Annotated in this window: 20 protein-coding genes; 5 read left to right on the forward strand and 15 right to left on the reverse strand. The window is 67.2% G+C overall.

Features of this window, described 5'->3' with window-relative positions:
* Positions 1 to 3: 3 nt before the first annotated feature.
* The 7 genes from K6T84_RS03440 to K6T84_RS03470 are packed head-to-tail and all read right to left on the reverse strand — an operon-like array spanning position 4 to position 5,712.
* The gene (locus K6T84_RS03440) at positions 4 to 813 is read right to left on the reverse strand and encodes an acyl-CoA dehydrogenase family protein (protein ID WP_225397257.1); all 810 of its coding nucleotides are present in this window, start codon (positions 811 to 813) and stop codon (positions 4 to 6) included.
* Between the two features lie 2 nt (positions 814 to 815).
* Positions 816 to 1,925, reverse strand: coding sequence for an acyl-CoA dehydrogenase family protein (locus K6T84_RS03445; RefSeq protein WP_225397256.1), 1,110 nt, complete (start codon positions 1,923 to 1,925; stop codon positions 816 to 818).
* On the reverse strand, positions 1,922 to 2,344 hold the full coding sequence (locus K6T84_RS03450) for a nuclear transport factor 2 family protein (RefSeq protein WP_225400706.1): 423 nt from the start codon (positions 2,342 to 2,344) through the stop codon (positions 1,922 to 1,924). The genes K6T84_RS03445 and K6T84_RS03450 overlap by 4 nt, the downstream gene beginning before the upstream one ends.
* The gene (locus K6T84_RS03455) at positions 2,328 to 3,551 is read right to left on the reverse strand and encodes a metal-dependent hydrolase family protein (RefSeq protein ID WP_225402061.1); all 1,224 of its coding nucleotides are present in this window, start codon (positions 3,549 to 3,551) and stop codon (positions 2,328 to 2,330) included. Before K6T84_RS03455 ends, K6T84_RS03450 begins: the two co-directional genes overlap by 17 nt.
* A 2-nt stretch (positions 3,552 to 3,553) precedes the next feature.
* Positions 3,554 to 3,877 carry a hypothetical protein gene (locus K6T84_RS03460; RefSeq protein WP_225397254.1) on the reverse strand — a complete coding sequence of 108 codons (324 nt, stop codon included), beginning with the start codon at positions 3,875 to 3,877 and terminating at the stop codon, positions 3,554 to 3,556.
* Positions 3,861 to 5,162: an aromatic ring-hydroxylating oxygenase subunit alpha gene (locus K6T84_RS03465; RefSeq protein WP_225397253.1), complete on the reverse strand. Its 1,302-nt coding sequence runs from the start codon at positions 5,160 to 5,162 to the stop codon at positions 3,861 to 3,863. Before K6T84_RS03465 ends, K6T84_RS03460 begins: the two co-directional genes overlap by 17 nt.
* A 4-nt stretch (positions 5,163 to 5,166) precedes the next feature.
* On the reverse strand, positions 5,167 to 5,712 hold the full coding sequence (locus K6T84_RS03470) for a carboxymuconolactone decarboxylase family protein (protein WP_225400705.1): 546 nt from the start codon (positions 5,710 to 5,712) through the stop codon (positions 5,167 to 5,169).
* Between the two features lie 268 nt (positions 5,713 to 5,980).
* Here K6T84_RS03470 and K6T84_RS03475 point away from each other — a divergent pair, with 268 nt between their 5' ends.
* The 4 genes from K6T84_RS03475 (at position 5,981) to K6T84_RS03490 (ending at position 9,181) form a co-directional block, all read left to right on the forward strand.
* Entirely contained in the window at positions 5,981 to 7,261 is a 1,281-nt protein-coding gene (locus K6T84_RS03475; RefSeq protein ID WP_225400704.1) for an amidohydrolase family protein, read from the forward strand.
* Positions 7,262 to 7,370: 109 nt separating this feature from the next.
* Positions 7,371 to 8,663, forward strand: coding sequence for a cytochrome P450 (locus K6T84_RS03480; RefSeq protein ID WP_225400703.1), 1,293 nt, complete (start codon positions 7,371 to 7,373; stop codon positions 8,661 to 8,663).
* The gene (locus tag K6T84_RS03485; protein ID WP_225400702.1) at positions 8,660 to 8,863 is read left to right on the forward strand and encodes a ferredoxin; all 204 of its coding nucleotides are present in this window, start codon (positions 8,660 to 8,662) and stop codon (positions 8,861 to 8,863) included. Before K6T84_RS03480 ends, K6T84_RS03485 begins: the two co-directional genes overlap by 4 nt.
* Positions 8,864 to 8,872: 9 nt before the next feature.
* On the forward strand, positions 8,873 to 9,181 hold the full coding sequence (locus K6T84_RS03490) for a DUF1330 domain-containing protein (RefSeq protein ID WP_225400701.1): 309 nt from the start codon (positions 8,873 to 8,875) through the stop codon (positions 9,179 to 9,181).
* Positions 9,182 to 9,193: 12 nt separating this feature from the next.
* Here K6T84_RS03490 and K6T84_RS03495 read toward each other — a convergent pair whose 3' ends face one another.
* The 7 genes from K6T84_RS03495 to K6T84_RS03525 form a co-directional block, all read right to left on the reverse strand.
* Complete coding sequence (locus tag K6T84_RS03495; protein ID WP_225397247.1) at positions 9,194 to 9,400, reverse strand: ferredoxin; 207 nt, start codon at positions 9,398 to 9,400, stop codon at positions 9,194 to 9,196.
* A gap of 8 nt (positions 9,401 to 9,408) precedes the next feature.
* A complete protein-coding gene (locus K6T84_RS03500; protein WP_225397246.1) occupies positions 9,409 to 10,611 on the reverse strand; it encodes a cytochrome P450 in 1,203 nt (400 codons plus the stop codon).
* A gap of 88 nt (positions 10,612 to 10,699) precedes the next feature.
* The gene (locus K6T84_RS03505) at positions 10,700 to 11,518 is read right to left on the reverse strand and encodes an NAD(P)-dependent oxidoreductase (protein WP_225397245.1); all 819 of its coding nucleotides are present in this window, start codon (positions 11,516 to 11,518) and stop codon (positions 10,700 to 10,702) included.
* The gene (locus tag K6T84_RS03510; RefSeq protein ID WP_408065866.1) at positions 11,518 to 12,402 is read right to left on the reverse strand and encodes an alpha/beta hydrolase; all 885 of its coding nucleotides are present in this window, start codon (positions 12,400 to 12,402) and stop codon (positions 11,518 to 11,520) included. The genes K6T84_RS03505 and K6T84_RS03510 overlap by 1 nt, the downstream gene beginning before the upstream one ends.
* A 24-nt stretch (positions 12,403 to 12,426) precedes the next feature.
* A complete protein-coding gene (locus tag K6T84_RS03515) occupies positions 12,427 to 14,082 on the reverse strand; it encodes a thiolase C-terminal domain-containing protein (RefSeq protein WP_225397244.1) in 1,656 nt (551 codons plus the stop codon).
* The gene (locus K6T84_RS03520; protein WP_225397243.1) at positions 14,079 to 14,291 is read right to left on the reverse strand and encodes a ferredoxin; all 213 of its coding nucleotides are present in this window, start codon (positions 14,289 to 14,291) and stop codon (positions 14,079 to 14,081) included. Before K6T84_RS03520 ends, K6T84_RS03515 begins: the two co-directional genes overlap by 4 nt.
* Entirely contained in the window at positions 14,288 to 15,598 is a 1,311-nt protein-coding gene (locus K6T84_RS03525; RefSeq protein WP_225397242.1) for an NADH-ubiquinone oxidoreductase-F iron-sulfur binding region domain-containing protein, read from the reverse strand. Before K6T84_RS03525 ends, K6T84_RS03520 begins: the two co-directional genes overlap by 4 nt.
* 29 nt (positions 15,599 to 15,627) lie before the next feature.
* On the opposite strand from K6T84_RS03525, the gene K6T84_RS03530 reads away from it, so the two are divergent.
* Positions 15,628 to 16,098 (forward strand): hypothetical protein, encoded by a 471-nt coding sequence (locus K6T84_RS03530; protein ID WP_225397241.1) that lies wholly within the window; start codon positions 15,628 to 15,630, stop codon positions 16,096 to 16,098.
* A 5-nt stretch (positions 16,099 to 16,103) separates the two neighbouring features.
* On the opposite strand, the gene K6T84_RS03535 is transcribed toward K6T84_RS03530, so the two are convergent.
* Positions 16,104 to 16,970 (reverse strand): alpha/beta fold hydrolase, encoded by an 867-nt coding sequence (locus tag K6T84_RS03535; RefSeq protein WP_225397240.1) that lies wholly within the window; start codon positions 16,968 to 16,970, stop codon positions 16,104 to 16,106.
* Between the last annotated feature and the right edge of the window lie 10 nt (positions 16,971 to 16,980).

Genomic DNA, 16,980 nt, shown 5'->3' on the forward strand with positions numbered 1-16,980 from the left:
GGCTTATCGCTGGAGCTGCACCAACCGGGGGGCGGAGCCGCGGGCCCGTAGCCCCCGCCCGACCTGGCGGGTCAGCTCGCGGGTGCTGCCGAGCAGGCCGTCGAGCACCAGGACGCGCTTGATGTGGTGGTGCAGTTCGTGTTCGGCGGTGAAGCCGATCCCGCCGAGTACCTGCTGGCAGTGCTTGGCCGCGGTCAGCGCGGCCTGGCCGGCCGCCGCCTTGGCCAGCATCGCGATCAGGTCCGGGCTGTCGGCGACAGGCACCGACAGGGTGGCCTCGGCCCCCTCGATGGCGACCAGGGTCTCGGCGAGTCGGTGCCGAACCGCCTGGAACGAGGCGATCGGCTTGCCGAACTGCACCCGGTCCAGTGCGTGTTGGCGGGCCAGGTCCAGCATCGCCCGCGCCGAGCCGACCAGCCACCACCCCAACGCGCGCCGGGCCTCACCCAGGCGCATCTGCTCCCCGCCGGGGATCTCGAGCAGGGGAAGCCCGCCGAGGATCGGATTGCCCTCGCGTTCGGTGCGCTCCCAGATCACCCAGTTGCCACCGGCATAGGGCATCGGGGGAGTGCCGCCGGGTAGGCCGCCGATGGTCTCCAGGATCACGTCGTTGAGCACCGAGGCGTGCGCCCCGGTCTCCCCGAGCAGTCGGAACACCAGCGGAATGGCCAGGTCGGGGTCCTCGGAAAGCATTTCCGCCCAGCCGAGTTCGGCCAGCGCCTGATCCAGTGCCGGGCCGGACGCCGACGCCATGGTCTTGCGCAGGGTGTCTTCCAGCAGTGCGGCTGATGCGGCATCGGTTCCGGTGGTCATCGTCACTCCTTACCCAGATCCAGCAGCCGGCGCGCGATGATGTTGCGCTGGATCTCCGAGGTGCCGCCGTAGATGGTTGCCGCCCGCGAATACAGGTACTCGGTGCGCCAGGGTGACTCGTCGAGTTCGATGGCCCCGGGCAGCACGTCGCGCGCGGTGTCGTAGAGCTGCTGCTCAGCGCCGGCCAACAACACCTTGTCGATCGACGTCTCCGGGCCCAGCCGGGTGCCGCCGGCCAGTCGGTGCTGGGTGGCCGCCGACCGGCAGCGCAGCGTGTGCAGCGCCAGATACGTTGCGCCCATCGCGGAGTCGTCGGTCTCGCCGCGTGCCGCCAGTTGGGCGATCAAGTCGTCGAAACGGGAGTACAGGTAGGCGATCCGTTGCCAGAAGCAGGTGGACCGTTCGAACGGCAGCAGATCCATCGCCAGGGGCCAGCCGTCACCGGGCTTGCCGAGCATGCGATCACCGGAGACCACCACGTCGTCGAAGTAGACCTCGCAGAACTCATCGACACCGTGCATGGTGTGCAGCGGCCGCACCGTGATCCCGGGGGCGTCCATGTCGACGAAGAACGCGGTGATCCCGTCGTGCCCCGGGGCGGTGCGGGTGAGCAGGATGCAGCGTTGGGAGTACTGGGCGAAGCTCGTCCAGACCTTCTGCCCGTTGATGATCCAGTTGTCGCCGTCGGGGGTGGCTCGGGTACTCAGCGATGCCAGGTCGCTGCCGGAGCCGGGTTCGGAAAAGCCTTGGCACCACTGTTCCTCGCCGCGCAGCAGTTTGGGGACCATTTCCGCGGCGAGCTCCGGGCTGGCATAGTCGATCATCGTCGGCGTCAGCACCTCGAGCATGGAATACGGCCCCGGCTCGGCCAATCGCCGCCCGACCACCTCCTCGCCGACGATGGCGCGCAGCATGTCCGGACCGCCCAGACCGCCCGCCTTCTCGGGCCAGCCGTAACGGCCCCACCCGGCGTCGTAGAGGGCGCGCTGGACCCGGATGAACTGCCGCATGTGCGACTCGAGCGAGTGGTCGGCCGGGGCCGTCAGGTCATTGGTGTCGAGCCAGGCGCGCAGTTGGGTGCGGAACTCGGCGGGGTCGTGCAGCGCACTCATCCGGCTTCTGGCCTGCCGACGGCGTGCGGCCGTCCCGCGTCGTGGTCACCGCTGCGCCGGATGAAGGTCATCTTGCGGGTCTTCAACCGCCAGCCGTCGGCGGTGCGGACATAGGTGTCGTTGTAGTAGCCGATCCGCATGTCATGGCTGGCGTGATCGATGAAGCACAGCGGCTGCGTGCCGGTGGCGGTGTCGCCGTCCAGCTCGATCACCGGGGTGCCGGTCATGAACAGACCCTTGGGTGCGGCGTCCACCAGCACCGGAAACCGGTCCAGCGAATAGGTTTCGCCGAACGCACTGTAGGTGCCGTCGGGGGTGAACACCCCCACCAGACCGTCGATGTCGCCCTGGGTGATGGTCACCGCGTAACGAGCCAGCGTCTGCTGGATCTCGACGAGATCGTCAGTTCTTGTGGACATAGACCTTGCCGCCTTTCATGACGAACGAAACGTTGCGGGTAACGCTGATGTCGGACAACGGATCTCCGGGCACACCGATGATGTCGGCGAGCAGGCCCTCGGCCAGCCGGCCGCGATCGTCGGCGTTGATCAGCTCGGCCGCGGTCACCGTTGCGGCCCGCAGTACGGCGGCTGGAGGCATTCCCCATTCGACCAGGGTGACCAGTTCATCGGCGTTGCGGCCGTGCGGGATCGCCGGAGCGTCGGTGCCGACGGCGATCTTGACGCCGGCCTCATAGGCCGCCTTGAGGGAGGTACGGGCCTTGGGGAACATCTCGGCGGCCTTGGCCTGCAACTCCGCCGGGGCCTTGGAGACGTCCATGGCCTCGGCCAGCCGCCGGGTGGTCACCAGGAAGCGATCGTGTTCGACGAGCATCGCGATAGCCTCGTCGTCCATCAGGAATCCGTGCTCGATGCAGTCGATTCCGCAGTCCACCGCGTGCTTGACGGCCTCGGCGCCGTGCGTGTGCGCGGCCACCCGCAGCCCGCGCCGGTGTGCCTCGTCGACGATCACCCGCAGCTCTTCGTCCGAATAGTGTTGTGCGCCGGCCTCGCCGGTCAACGACATCACACCGCCCGAGCAGCACACCTTGATCAGCTGGGCGCCGTGCTTGATCTGGTAGCGGACCGCCTTGCGGATCTCGTCGACACCGTTGGCGATGCCTTCTTCGATGGTCAGCTCCAGCACGCCCGGCATGAACGCGGCGAACATGGTCGGGTCCAGGTGCCCGCCGGTCGGGGTGATCGCGTGTCCGGCCGGCACCACCCGGGGGCCCTCGATCCAGCCGGCGTCGATCGCCTTGCCCAGCGCCACATCCAACAGGTAGCCGCCGGTCTTGACGAACAGGCCGAGGTTGCGCACCGTGGTGAACCCGGCCCGCAGGGTGCGTCGCGCATTGCCGACCGCGCGCAGCACCCGGGTCGGCGGATCATCCTGAACCTGGGACAGGCCGGGGTTCTCACCCCGGCCTCCCATCAGCAGGTTGACCTCCATGTCCATCAGCCCCGGCAGCAGGATCAGATCGCCGAGATCGAGCACCTCGCCGTCATCCTCGGAGACCGGACCGCCGACACCGACAATCCGATCTCCCTCGACCCGAATGACACCGGGCCGGATGATCTCGCCGGAGTCGACGTCGAGCAGGCCGGCTGCCTTGAGCGTCAACACCGTCAGACGACCGGTTCCTTGATGCAGTCGATCCATGCCGCACCGCTGTCCGGAACCCGAGCCTGCTTCCAGGCCTCGATCGGGAATGACACCATCACCAAAGACTGCATGACGTGCATCAGTGAGCGGGCATCATCGGGCAGATCGTTGAGGTCGAACTTGTCCATGTAGGTGATCGCATCTTCCAGACGCGGCATCGCGGCGTCGTAGAACTCCTGCATCTCCGGCATGGTCGAGGCGAGCCTCTTGGCGTAGCGCTCCGGCTCGGTGGCCAGGTCCCAGGCCTCGTGGGGCTGCAGGTCGGCGAAGTCAGCAGGTAGCGCCATTGGCGTGCTCCTTGGTCTTGTGGGTCTTCTTGTATTCGCTCACGTAGTCGCGGGCGGTCTTGTGCAGGTGACGCAGCATGACCTCCTGGTCGCACAGCAGGAAGTTATCGACCACCTTGGTGCCGATCATTGTCTGGGTGGCTTCCAGAGTGTTGGCGTCCTGCAGCGCGTACTCCTTGAAGGTGACTGCGGCAAGCTCCTGGGCCAGCCGCTCCCGTGCATTCTTCGGCGGCACGAAGTACAGGTTCGACTCGAAGATGTGCTTGTCGGCGGCGATCGGCCAGTACTGGTAGGTCAGGTACCAGCCCGGTTCCCACAGCAGAATCATGAAGTTGGGGAAGAACACGAAGGAGTCGACGCCCCACTTCGGCGCCCGCGCCGGGTTCACGCCGGGCGGAAGTGCGTCCAGGCCTTCGATATCGGGCTTGTCCCACGGGCCGAACAGGCCACTGCGCAGCGTCCGGTCCATCGGCTTGACCATATCGAGGTCGGCCGGCGGCGACTGTCCGCCCCAGCTGGAGATCACCGAGTGCGGCGTTTCGAACTGGTAGTGCAGCGCCTCGAATCCGGTCGCCTGGATCTTGGCGGCCTCTTCCTTGGTGTACTGCCCGCCGTGCAGGATCGGCGCGTGGTAGAACTCGGTGAACGCGTCGAGGAACAGCTTCCAGTTGCTGCCGATCTCGGACTTGTAGGAGTAGACCTCGGTCATCTCACCGAACGGGTAGCCCTCGATGCCCTTGCCCAGCGGCCCGAGGTATTCGTTGAGCGGGCCTGCGTTGTCGTCGAAGTTGACGAAGATGAAGCCTTCCCACACCTCACAGCGCACCGGCACCAGGCCGTACTGGCTCTTGTCGACGTCGAAGAACTCGCCCTCCTGCTGGATGAAGGTGAGGTCACCTTCGAGGCTGTAGCGCCAGGCGTGGTACTTGCAGGTGAACTGACGGCAGGTGCCCTCGGTCTCCTCGTTGGGGAAGTCGTTCCACACCAGCTTGTTTCCGCGATGCCGGCAGATGTTGTGGAACGCCCGCACCACACCGTCTTTGCCCTTGACGAGGATGATCGAGGTGCCCTTGCACACCGACGGGAGCTCTCGGGTGAAGTAGCTGCCGGCCTTGGGGAGTCGTTCGATGCGCCCGACGTTGAGCCAGGTGCGCTTGAAGATCGCCTCCTGCTCGTCGGCGTAGTGCTGCGGATCGTACGAATCCGCGTAATCGACCGGCGCGGTGCCGAGTTCGGGATAACTCTGCGTCCAGCTGCCTGCAGCCGGCTTGGGGAAATGGGCCACGGTATTACCTCTCTGCTTCGGGTTTTTCGTCGAGTTCAACGCCAAATGTGTTGAAGGCCATGGCCAGCATGCTGTAGCAGCCGACCGTGAAGACGAGCTCCATCAGTTGATGCTCGTCCAGGTGTTTGGTGAGGACCGCCTCGGTGGCGGGGGAGAGCCGGGAATTCTCGTCGAGTTCGTCGGCGGCGTTGAGCACCGCCTGGTACAACTCGTCGCTCGCCGCGCCGTGCTGCAGGTCTTCGATGTCGGAGTCCGTCAGTCCGGCTTCCTTGCCCATCGTTACGTGGTGAGCCCACTCGTATTCGCAGCCGCGACGATGTGCGGTCCGCAGGATGGCGAGCTCGCGCAGCTGTCCGGGGAGCGTCCCGCGATACAGCAACTCGACGTTGAATTTGAGGAATACCCGGGCCAGCTTGGGGTGGTGGGCCAGCATGGTCATTGCGCTGCCGGCGCCGCGCGGGTTGCGCCGGTCCGCGGTCAGCACCTGGGCGAGGGCGCGCTGAACCTCCTCGTCGTCCCACTGGGACTCCGTCAGCGGCGTCAGGCGCATGTGCTCCTCCTCGGTATGAGAATCACGTTCTCATATTTGACCAACAGATTTCCATGTTTTGCTCGATTGGTCAACAGTCGACTGTTTCCGCAGCTAGAGCTCGTTGGTCGGAGCGGGCCGCAGATGTCGGTGACGACGCTCGGGGCAGCCCGCCGCCATGGGCACGTCAGAAGGTTGATTCTCGGAAAGCGGGAAGATAGTTTTCATATCAGGTGCCACAGGACTCGTTGGGCCCGCCTCGCAGCGCCGGCCCGGATCGGAGAAGGCCGTGAACAAGGACGACATGATCCTGGTCAGCGTCGATGACCACATCGTCGAGCCACCCGACATGTTCGCCAATCACCTGCCGCGCAAGTATCTCGACGACGCGCCGCGGTTGGTGCACAACCCGGACGGGTCCGACAGCTGGCAGTTCCGCGACGTGGTGATCCCCAACGTGGCGCTCAACGCCGTGGCCGGGCGGCCCAAGGAGGAGTACGGCCTGGAACCGCAGGGTCTCGACGAGATCCGGCCGGGCTGCTACAACGTCGATGAGCGGGTCAAGGACATGAACGCCGGCGGCATCCTCGGCTCGGTCTGCTTCCCGTCGTTCCCCGGTTTCGCCGGGCGACTGTTCGCCACCGACGACCCGGACTTCTCGGTCGCGCTGGTGCAGGCTTACAACGACTGGCACATCGACGAATGGTGCGGCGCCTACCCCGGGCGCTTCATCCCGATGGCATTGCCGGTGATCTGGGATGCGCAGCGGTGCGCCGACGAGGTGCGGCGGGTGGCCAAGAAGGGCGTGCACGCGCTGACGTTCACCGAGAACCCGGCCGCGATGGGGTACCCGAGCTTCCACAACGAGTACTGGAACCCGTTGTGGGAGGCCCTGTGCGACAACGACATGGTGCTCAATGTGCATATCGGGTCGTCGGGGAAGCTGGCCATCACCGCACCCGACGCGCCGATGGACGTGATGATCACCCTGCAGCCGATGAACATCGTGCAGGCCGCCGCCGATCTGCTGTGGTCTCGCCCGGTCAAGCAGTACCCGGACCTCAAGATCGCGTTGTCCGAGGGCGGCACCGGCTGGATTCCCTACTTCCTGGAGCGTGTCGACCGCACCTATGACATGCACTCGACGTGGACCGGCCAGGACTTCGGCGGCAAGGTCCCCTCCGAGGTGTTCCGGGACCACTTCTTGACCTGCTTCATCTCCGATCCGGTCGGCGTGACCCTGCGCAACGACATCGGCATCGACAACATCGCCTGGGAGGCCGACTACCCGCACAGCGACTCGATGTGGCCGAACGCGCCCGAGGAGCTGTGGGAGGTGCTGACCGCGAACAACGTTCCCGACTCCGACATCAACAAGATGACCCACGAGAACGCGATGCGCTGGTACTCCTTCGACCCGTTCGCCCATGTTCCCCGCGAGCAGGCGACGGTCGGGGCGCTGCGGGCCGCGGCGCAGGGCCACGACGTGGCGATTCGGGCCCTCAGTCACCACAAGGACGGCGAACGCCAGGCGAACGCCCTGACCGAGGCTGCCCAAGCCAACAGCTGAGCGCCGCGCCGTTGACGAGTTCACCGGGCGTATGGAAGTCTGTCAGCGGCGGAGAATTACATTCTCATCTTTGAGAGCAATACATGCGTGCCAGAGAGTGAGGCGGGTCGTGACGGATCCGGATGCGATCGACTTCTTTACCGACCAGGCCGTGGTCGACAACCCGTACCCCTACCTGCGCTCACTGTTCGAGCGGTCGCCGATCACCCGGGAGCCGCACCACAACGTGATGATGGTGACCGGCTGGGATGAGGCCTGCGCGGTGGCCGGCGACGCCGAGAAGTTCTCCTCGTGCATCGCGGTGACCGGCCCGTTCCCCGGCTTCCCGGTGCCGCTCGACGGTGACCTGGGCGGCGAGACCGTGGCGGGCCTGATCGACAGACACCGCGACGAGCTGCCGTTCTCCGACCAGCTGCCCACCCTGGACCCGCCCACCCACACCAACCACCGCGCGTTGCTGATGCGGCTGATCACCCCCAAGCGTCTCAAGGAGAACGAAGACGCCATGTGGGAGCTCGCCGATCAGGTGCTCGACGACTACCTCGCGCCGGGATCCGGTGAGTTCATCGGCGGATTCGCCTCGCCCTTCACGCTTTTGGTGATCGCCGACCTGCTCGGCGTGCCCGAGGAAGACCGCGACGACTTCGTCGACAACATGCACCACAACGCCGGCGGCGGGATCGGCAGTACCGACGCCAAAGCCCTGGCGCACAGCCCCCTGGAGTTCCTCTACGCCCAGTTCGCCGACTACATCACCGACCGTCGCGCGACGCCCCGCGGTGACGTGCTCAGCGGCATGGCCGAGGCGACCTTCCCGGACGGCTCGATTCCCGAGCCGATGGACGTGGCCCGGGTTGCCACCAACGTCTATTCGGCCGGGCAGGAGACCACCGTGCGGTTGTTGGGCTCCGCGCTCAAGATCATCGGGGAGCGGCCCGACGTCCAGCAGCGCCTGCGCGCGGATCGCAGCCTGATCCCGAACTTCATCGAAGAGGTGTTGCGTTTCGAGAGCCCGGTCAAGGGCGACTTCCGGCTCTCCCGGTTCGACACCGAGATCGGCGGTGTCACGATCCCGGCCGGCACGACGCTGATGGTGCTCAGTGCGGGTGCCAACCGCGACCCGCGCCGATTCACCGACCCGGACACCTTCGATCTCGCGCGCACCAACGCGCGCCAGCACATCACGTTCGGCCGTGGCATCCACAGCTGCCCCGGGTCGCCGTTGGCGCGGGCCGAGACCCGGATCGCGATCGAGCGCCTGCTCGATCGCACCTCGGAGATCACCGTCGCGCAAGAGCAGCACGGTCCGGCCGGTGCCCGCCGGTACCGCTACATCCCGACCTACATCCTGCGTGGCCTGATAGATCTGCATCTGGAGTTCACGCCGGGGGTGAAGCGATGAAGGCCTGGGTCGACCCGGATCGCTGCGCCGGACACGGTATTTGCACCACGATCTGCCCTGAGGTGTTCTCGATGACCGCCGACGGGTACTCCGAGGTCACCGTCGACGAGGTGCCGGCCGAGCACGAGGCCGCTGTCCGCGACGCCATCAAGCAGTGCCCGGAGCATGCCATCGACGATGTCACCGACCAGACAGACTGAGGAGCACCGATGACCAACGGGCCCAAGGGATATGTGATCCTCACCGAGGCGATCAACGACCCGGCCGGCATGGCCGCCTACGGCAAAGCCGCCGGGCCCACGATGGCATCCGGGGGTGCGACGATCCTGGCCGTCGAGACCAAGCCCGAGCTGCTTGAAGGCGACTGGCACGGAAGCCAAACCGTGGTACTGGAATTCGAGTCGGTCCAAGCCGCTCGGGCGTGGTACTTCTCCGAGGGCTACCAGAACGCCGCGAAGCTGCGGCAGTCCGCGGCCGACTGCAACGCGGTCATCCTGTCCGGGTTCCCGGGACGCTAGGACCTGCGGCGGTCAGTCGGTCTCGACGATCGACAGCGCCTGGCGCGGACACCGGCGGATCGCCTCGGCGACATCATGTTCGGTCTCCGGCGTGATGTCCGGCTTGAGGATGTGCAGGTGATCCTCGTCGTCGAGGTGGAAGACCTCCGGGTTGATGCCCATGCAGATCGCATTGGCTTCGCACAGTCCGTAGTCAACCACTACCTGGCGTTTGGACATCGTCACTCCTACCGCAGCACCCGGACCGGGACGTTGAGCCAGCCCGAGACGTTCTGCATGTGGACGCGCTGCAGGCCATCCCAATCCACTTCATAGCGGGGCATGAAGTCCAGTAGTTTCTCCAGCGCGATCACACTTTCCATCCGGGCCAGCGCCGCACCCAGGCAGCTGTGGATGCCGTAGCCCAGGCCCAGGTGCTGGGCCTCGGTCTGGTCCCGGTCGATGTCGAAGGTGTCGGCGTCGGTGAACGCCTCCGGGTCGCGGTTCGCCGCGGCGCTCAGCAGGAACACCGGCTTGCCCGCCGGAATGGTGCCGCCGCCGACGTGCGCCTCCTTGAGGGTGTAGCGGACGTTGTACTGCACCGGGCCCTCGTAGCGCAGCAGTTCCTCCACCGCGGCCGGAACCTTGCTGCGGTCGTCGAGCAGCTTGCGCCACTGGTCCGGATTGCGGGCGAAGACAACCGCGGCGGTGCCGACCAGCTTGGTGACGGTCTCGGCGCCGGCACCGCCCAAAAGCGTGGCGAAGCCGGTGATCTCGATGTCGTCCAGGCGCCGCATCTGGCCGTCCTCGCCGGGGATCTCGGCGGCGATCAGCCTGCTGAGCATGTCATCCTGGGGGTTGGCGCGCCGCTCCAGCACCAGGCCGTAGTAGTACATGGCCGTCTCCATATTGGCCTGCATGCCCTCGGCGCTGGTCTCGATCTGCCCGGGTTCGCGGTGCAGGGAGGTGTCGATCCAGTGTCGTACCTGCTGGTGGTACTCGTCGGGAACTCCGACCATTCGGGTGATCACTTCCACCGGGAACGGTCCGGAGAAGTCCTGCACCACGTCGAAGCGATCCGGGTCGGCGGCCCCGAGGAACCGCTCGACCTGTTCGACGATGGTCTCCCGCTGGGCCTGGATGGCCCGCGGGGTGAAGGCCTTGTTGAGCAGGCTGCGCAGGTGCCGATGCTCGGGCGGGTCCATGAAGATGATGGACTTCTGCGGCGGTTCTCCGCTACGCACCATCGCCAGGTCGCAGCCGCGGGCCGAGGAGTAGGTCTCGAAGTCCTTGAGCGCCGCGGAGACGTCGGCGTGACGGGTCAGGGCGTAGAAGTCTTCCCTCTCGTCGTAGTACAGCGGCGCCTCTTCGCGCATCCGCCGATAGATGTCGAACGGATTGTTGAAGTACTCCTCCGAGAACGGGTCGAAGATGAGCTCCGCCTTGGTCATCGAACCTCCTCAGGGCGCCGGAAGCCGACGCCGAGACGATGGACTATAGCCGCTACTGTAAGACAAACGGCAGCTTCCCGGAAGGGGGTCATCGCCGGTGCTCCATCAGTGCCAGCGCCGCATCGGCGGCGTCGAGCACCGCGCCCGGTGTCGCGGCCGCCTGCTGCGCCAGGTCGGCCACCAGGCGCACGTCTTTCTGTAACAGGCCACCGGCCATTGCGGCCAGCCGGTCCAGGGTGCCGCCGGAACCCCGGATGCTGTTCAGCGCGAAGCTGTTCGCACTGCCGCGGGTCACCACCTCGGCGAGTCGATCGGTCGCAACGCCCATCTGCTTGCCCAGTGCCAGCGCGGTGGCCGCGGTGCCGAGATTGGCGGTGAACAACAGATTGTTGAGCAGCTTGGTCACCTGACCTGAGCCCAGCTCACCCAGATGCACCACCGGATCGGCGTAGGTCTCAAAGACCGGGCGGCACCGCTGCACAACGTCGGCGTCGCCGCCGGCCATCACCAGCAGCGTCCCGGCTGCGGCCGCCGGGCCGCCACCGCTGACCGGTGCGTCGATCACCGAAACACCGCGATCGGCGCAGTGTGCCGCCAGTTTTCGGCAGGTGTCGGGATGCACCGTGGAGTGAATCGCAATCACACCGCCGGACGCCATTCCGGCCAGCACACCGTTGGCGCCCCGGACCACCTCGTCGACGTCGGCGTCACCGACCACGCACAGGCAGACCAGGTCGCTCTGGGCGCCCAGCTCCGCCGGGGAGTCGGCGATGCGAGCCTCGGTGTCGGAGAACGGTTCCAGCGTGCCGTCCCGTCGCGCCCACAACGTCGTGGCGTATCCGGCCTCGACGATCCGTCGCGCCATCGGCGCGCCCTGACTGCCCAATCCGATGAATCCGACCCGCATCAACTGACCTCCGATTCCCTGGCGGCAGTGGCGGCCGCGCACTCGCTGACGAATGACAACACCGAACGGTGGTAGTCCACGGCGCCGAAACCCAGGCTGAGGTTGTGCCCGCAGTCCGACTGGTCGTTGCTGGTGAAGCTCGGCGCAGCGGTGAACAGCGCGCTGATGTCGCGCTGGGCCGCGGCGTCGGAATGCCAGACCTTTTCGTGTTCGGCAAAGGTGAATCGCACCGGAACGCGAACCCGCGCAGCGAGCTTCGGGAAGTCGATGCGCGGCCACTGCGTCACCATGGCGGTCTCGTAGGGCGCCCCGGCGGGAGCATTGGTGATACCGCGCCGCACCGCTTCGGGATACAGTGCGGCCGGTTCCCACAGCAGGTCGCGCAGGCCTGCCGGCCGTCGGCCGGGACCCGCGGTGCTCAGGACCTGCTGTGCGGCATCGTGATAGCGCAGCCCGGTGCCGGCCAGTTCGAGTCCGAGCAGCTCGGTGCCCCGGTCATCGGCGGCCATCCGCAGCGCCAGTTCGCAGCCGTTGGAGTGGCCCAGCACGAACAGGCCCGCTCCCCGGGCCCGCTCGCCCAGGATTGCCTCGACGGCCCGGTAGGCCAACTCGACACGCTGCGCGGGATCTTCCAGCGCCTCGGGATACAGCGCCGACGAGCCGTAGCCGGGCCGATCCAAGGCGATTGCGGTATAGCCCTGTGCTGCGGCGATTCTCAGCAGCGACAACTGTGGCTGACCCGGGCAGTCGAAGTACACCGACGTGGTCCCGCCGCCGTGCAGCGCTACCACCACGGCGTGCGGATCGGGCACCTCGGCCACCAGTGCCGACATCGGCACACCGCCGGCGTCGACCATCCGCGGGCGCACCACCTGGGGGCTCACGTGGGGGCCTTCACGTCCGGGCCCTCACGTATCGGCCCTCAGCAGGATGACCCCGCTGGGGGTCAGCCCGCCGCTGCTGGCCACCGCGACCCGGGCACCGGGCACCTGGCGCTCGCCGGCCTCGCCGCGCAGCTGGGTGACGGCTTCGTGGATCAGCCCCATCCCATGGGTGCGGCCGTGGGACAACTGACCGCCGTGGGTGTTCAGCGGCAGCACCCCATCGCGGGCGATGTTGGCCCCGCCGTCCAGGAAGCTCTTGGACTCGCCGATGCCGCAGAAGCCCAGTGCTTCGATCCAGGACAGGCAGTTGAAGCTGAACCCGTCGTAGAGTTCGGCGACGTCGACGTCGGACGGGCGCAACGACGTTCGCGACCACAGATGCGCGGCCTGACCGAGCACCTGCGGCTCATGGGTCAGCGTGCTCTGGTCCCAGTCGATCCGCTCGATGATCTGAGTGCCGACCGCCTCCACGAGCACCGGCGGCTTGGCCAGGTCACGCGCGGCATCCACGGCGGAGACGATCACCGCCACCGCGCCGTCGCACGGCACGTCGCAGTCATAGAGCCCGAATGGTGTGGTGATCATCCGGGCGGACAGGTAGTCGTCCATGGTCATCGGATCGCGGTAGATCGCAGTCGGATTCAGCTGGGCATTGGCCCGCTGGTTCAACGCGATCCAGCCCAGCGTCTCGCGGGTGGTGCCGTAGCGGTGGAAGTGCCGCTGGGCGTTCTGCGCCAGGGTATGCGCTGCCGAGATACCGCCGAACGGCATCTGCCAGCTGGTGGTCCGCCCCCCGTGCGGGATGATCTTGCCCTGCTTCATCAGCTCGTTGTAGGTGGCCTCCCACAGCGTGCGGAAGCACAGCACATGGCGCGCCAACCCGGTGGCCACCGCGAGCATGGCGGCGATCACCGACCCGCCCGGCCCGAATGTCTCCAGGCCACCGTTGTGCCAGGTGGGGCGCAGGCCCAATGCCGCCTCGACCGCGGTCGCCCCGCCCTCACCGAACGGGCCCGGCAGGCCGGCACCGGGATAGGTTGACAGGCCGTCGATATCGTCCAGGCTCAGCCCGGCATCGGCGACGGCCGCCTGGCACGCCGCCACGGTCAGCGACAGCGGATCGACCATCTGCCGGCGGCCCAGGGTGGACATGCCGACACCGGTCAGCGCCACCTTGTCCTCGAACTTCTCGGTCGTGACCATCGGGCGCACGTGCCGGGCGTAGTCCTGCGGGGCGATCTCGTCGTCGGGCAGCGGCTTGGCACCGGTGTCGCCGGGGGCCGGGCGAAACAGCGGCAGCCAGACGTCTTCGTGCTGTTCGAACGTCACGTCGACCTGCTGGCCCAGCTCGAGGCGTTCCGGGTCGCAGTCGATGATGTTGGTGGTCAGCCGAACTCGTGGATCCTCGTCGATCGCCACCTGCGCCACCACATACGGTGCCGGCATGCCGGGCAGACTGAATCGGTGGTTGACGGTGAACCCGGCCAGGGTTGCCCGCCCCGAGACATCGCGCACGCCGATGTTGGTGCCGCGACAGTACCGGCACACCGGTTGCGGTGGATGGATCAGCGCGGCGCAGTCGCCGCACTCCTGCAGCCGCAGCACACCGTCGGCGCCCGCGGTCCAGAAGAATTCGTTCTCCGGTGTGACTGCGGGCAGCGGACGTCCGGGTGCGCTCATATGTCGTCGCCTTCTTCGGTGATCTCGATGATGGCGTGTATCGGGCAGTCCATCAGGGCCCGCATGACGTCGTCCTCGTCGCCGGGGTCCACCCTGCCGTCACCGGTCAGCGACGCATATCCCCAGTCGTCCAACGAAAAATACTTCGGCGCGTGCTTGGCGCAGTAGCCGAACCCGTCGCACAGCGTGCGATCCAGCCGGATCCTCATGCCGGTACCTCCTCGATCGCGTAGGGGCGTTCGGCGCGGAAAGCACCGCCGCGGCAGGTGTCACAGGCTCCGGCCAGGTGGGTGGTGACCAGCTCCGGGAACTGGGTCAGAAAGCTCGCCGCCACATTGGTGGCGCCGTCCAATGTTCCGCAGGCGCCGCGTCCGGGCAGCACCCCGGCCCACCGTTGCAGTCGTGCAACGTCTTCGGTGGTCGCCACCTGGTCGCGCAGTGCCTCGGCCACCGCCGCCATGGCCGCCGTGCCGTTGAAACACGACCCGCACTGGCCGGCGTTCTCCCGCCCGAAGTAGGCCAGCACCGAAGCGGCCACGGCCACCGGACAGTCGTCGGTCAGCACCGACATCGCACCGCAGCCCAGGCCGCTGCCGCCCGCCCGCAGCGTCTCGTGATCCAGCGTGACCTCCAGCACCTCGGCGTTGAACACGCCGGCGAAGTAGCCGCCCATCAGCACCCCGCGCACCTGATCGGTCGGAATGCCGTGCACGTCAAGCAGGTCGGCGAGCACGGTGCCATGTGGCAACTCGTAGAGCACCGGCGGCCGGCCGCCACCGGACACCGTGGCCAGGAAGGTGCCCGGAGAGGATTCGGTGCCCACCGAGCGAAACGCGGTCGCGCCCTGCCGGAGCAGATACGGAAGATTGGCCAGCGTCTCGACATTGGAGACCAGCGTGGGGCGCTGCGCGACACCCTTCTGGTAGGGGCGCGGCGGCTTGTCGGTCGGCTTGGCCGGCCCGCCGTTGATCGCGCGGATGGCCGCGGTCTCCTCGCCGGCCACATAGCCGGGTGCCACGGTGTACACGCTGACCACAAGCTCGCCAAAGGCTTTCGTCGGGCTGATCTCGTTCAGTGCCGCCTCGACCGTGGCGGCTGAGGCCGGGTCGGAGACGTACACGTAGCCGCGGGTGGCGCCCACGGTCGCGGCCGCCAGCCGCAGGCCATCGAGAACCAGGTGCGGCCGGTTGCGCAGCAGCCAGCGGTCCTTGACCGACGCCGGTTCGCCCTCCTCGCCGTTGGCGATGACCACGGCCTCCAAGCCGCGGCGCACCGCCGACTCGCGCACCGAGGCCAGTTTGACGGCCAGCGGGAATGCGGCTCCGCCACGGCCCAGCAGTCCGCTGCGTTTCACCTCGGCCAGAAACTCCTCCGGGTCGCCCAGCTCGCGGTAGCCGCCTGCGGCGAGGTAGCCGGCACCGTCTTCGGCGCCTTCGGGCGTCTGGTGCAACAGCCGAGGTTCGCATCCCGGCCAGATCGCGGTCGAGATCGCCGGATTCGCAGCAGTGCTCGTCATTGCCACCTCGTGTGGTTAGGCTCGCGGACGTGAGAACAGCGGTGGTGCGTGTCGATGTCGACCCGATCGGAGAGCTGGCCCCCGAGCAGTTGGAAGCCGGGATGGCGGCGCTGCGCGAGCTGGCCGCCCAGGACGGCGCCGAGGTGGTGGACGCCGGGGTGGCGGGGATGCCGGTGGGCCGCCGTATCGCCCGGCTGCTGATCGCCGGTACCGAGGAGGACGTCATCGACATCGGGGTCCGACTGTGCGCCAGCGCATTCGGCACCGTGCCCGCGGCCGGTGTGGTGACCTACCTGAGCCGGGGCACCGATGACGACGTGCACGGCGTGCTGGCCGGGCTGGGGCTGACCGGTGAGGTCGCCCGCGCGCCCGGAGTCGACGGCCTCGACGTGGTGAGCGTGACGCTGGCCGAGCCGGATATGCAGCGGGTGGGGGAGAGCAGGATTCACACCGCGCTGGAGGCATCGCTGAACTGCGAAGTCCACATCCACAGTCGCTGAGGTCATCAGCGGTCCAGGAATTCCAGGATCGCCGGGGCGGCCTGCACCCAGGTGTCGAACATGTTGAAGTGCTTCACCTTCCCCGACGCGCGGTCCTCGGAGGCCCGCTCCCAGGCGTCCTCCGGCCACGGGGGATCGATCAGCTCGGAACCCTTGATCAGGCAGCTGACCTCCAAGGAGGTCCGCTTGGGATGGTCCAGGTCGTTCTCGCCGCCGCGAATGATCAGGGTGGGAACCTTTATGGCATCGAACATCTCGTCGTCGACGCCGGGGATGGTCTGCCCCGGCTTGGACACGAACGCGCCCAGCCAGCGCAGCATCACCGCGAGAAACTCATCGCGGTCGAAGTCGAGGAACCGCTGCTTGTTGTTCGGGTTCTCCTCGATGCGGTCTCGCCACTCGGCGATCTTGGCCACCGCATCCATCCCGGTGCCGCGGACGGCCAGAATGTTGGGCACGATGTAGTAGGAGCCGAGCACGAAGGTGCCGTAGATCCCGCCGACGATGTTCCACAGCACCAGCTTGGTGACCAGTTCGGGGTAGAGCATGGTGGTCAACATCGAATCCCGGGCACCGCCGGACCCGCCGGCCAGGATGCACGGCCCGGTGTCCAGTGCGGTGAGCAGTCCGTGCAGGGTCTGTGCGCGCATGTGCGATTCGGACTGGCCGTAGAACTGCACATCGGAGGCCCCGCAGTTCGGCCGGTCCCACAACAGCACTCGGTGGCCGCCGTCGACCAACGCGTCGGCCAGCGGGCGCAGCCCCGGAATCTCCTTGGAGAACCGGCCTCCGGGTGTCAGGACGATCAGTTCGCCGCTGTCACCGAGGATTTCGTAGACGACGTTTCCACCATTGATTTCGACAGAGGGCACCGATAACTCC

Origin of the sequence: Mycobacterium zoologicum, assembly GCF_020181635.2 — a bacterium.
Lineage (GTDB): Bacteria > Actinomycetota > Actinomycetes > Mycobacteriales > Mycobacteriaceae > Mycobacterium > Mycobacterium zoologicum.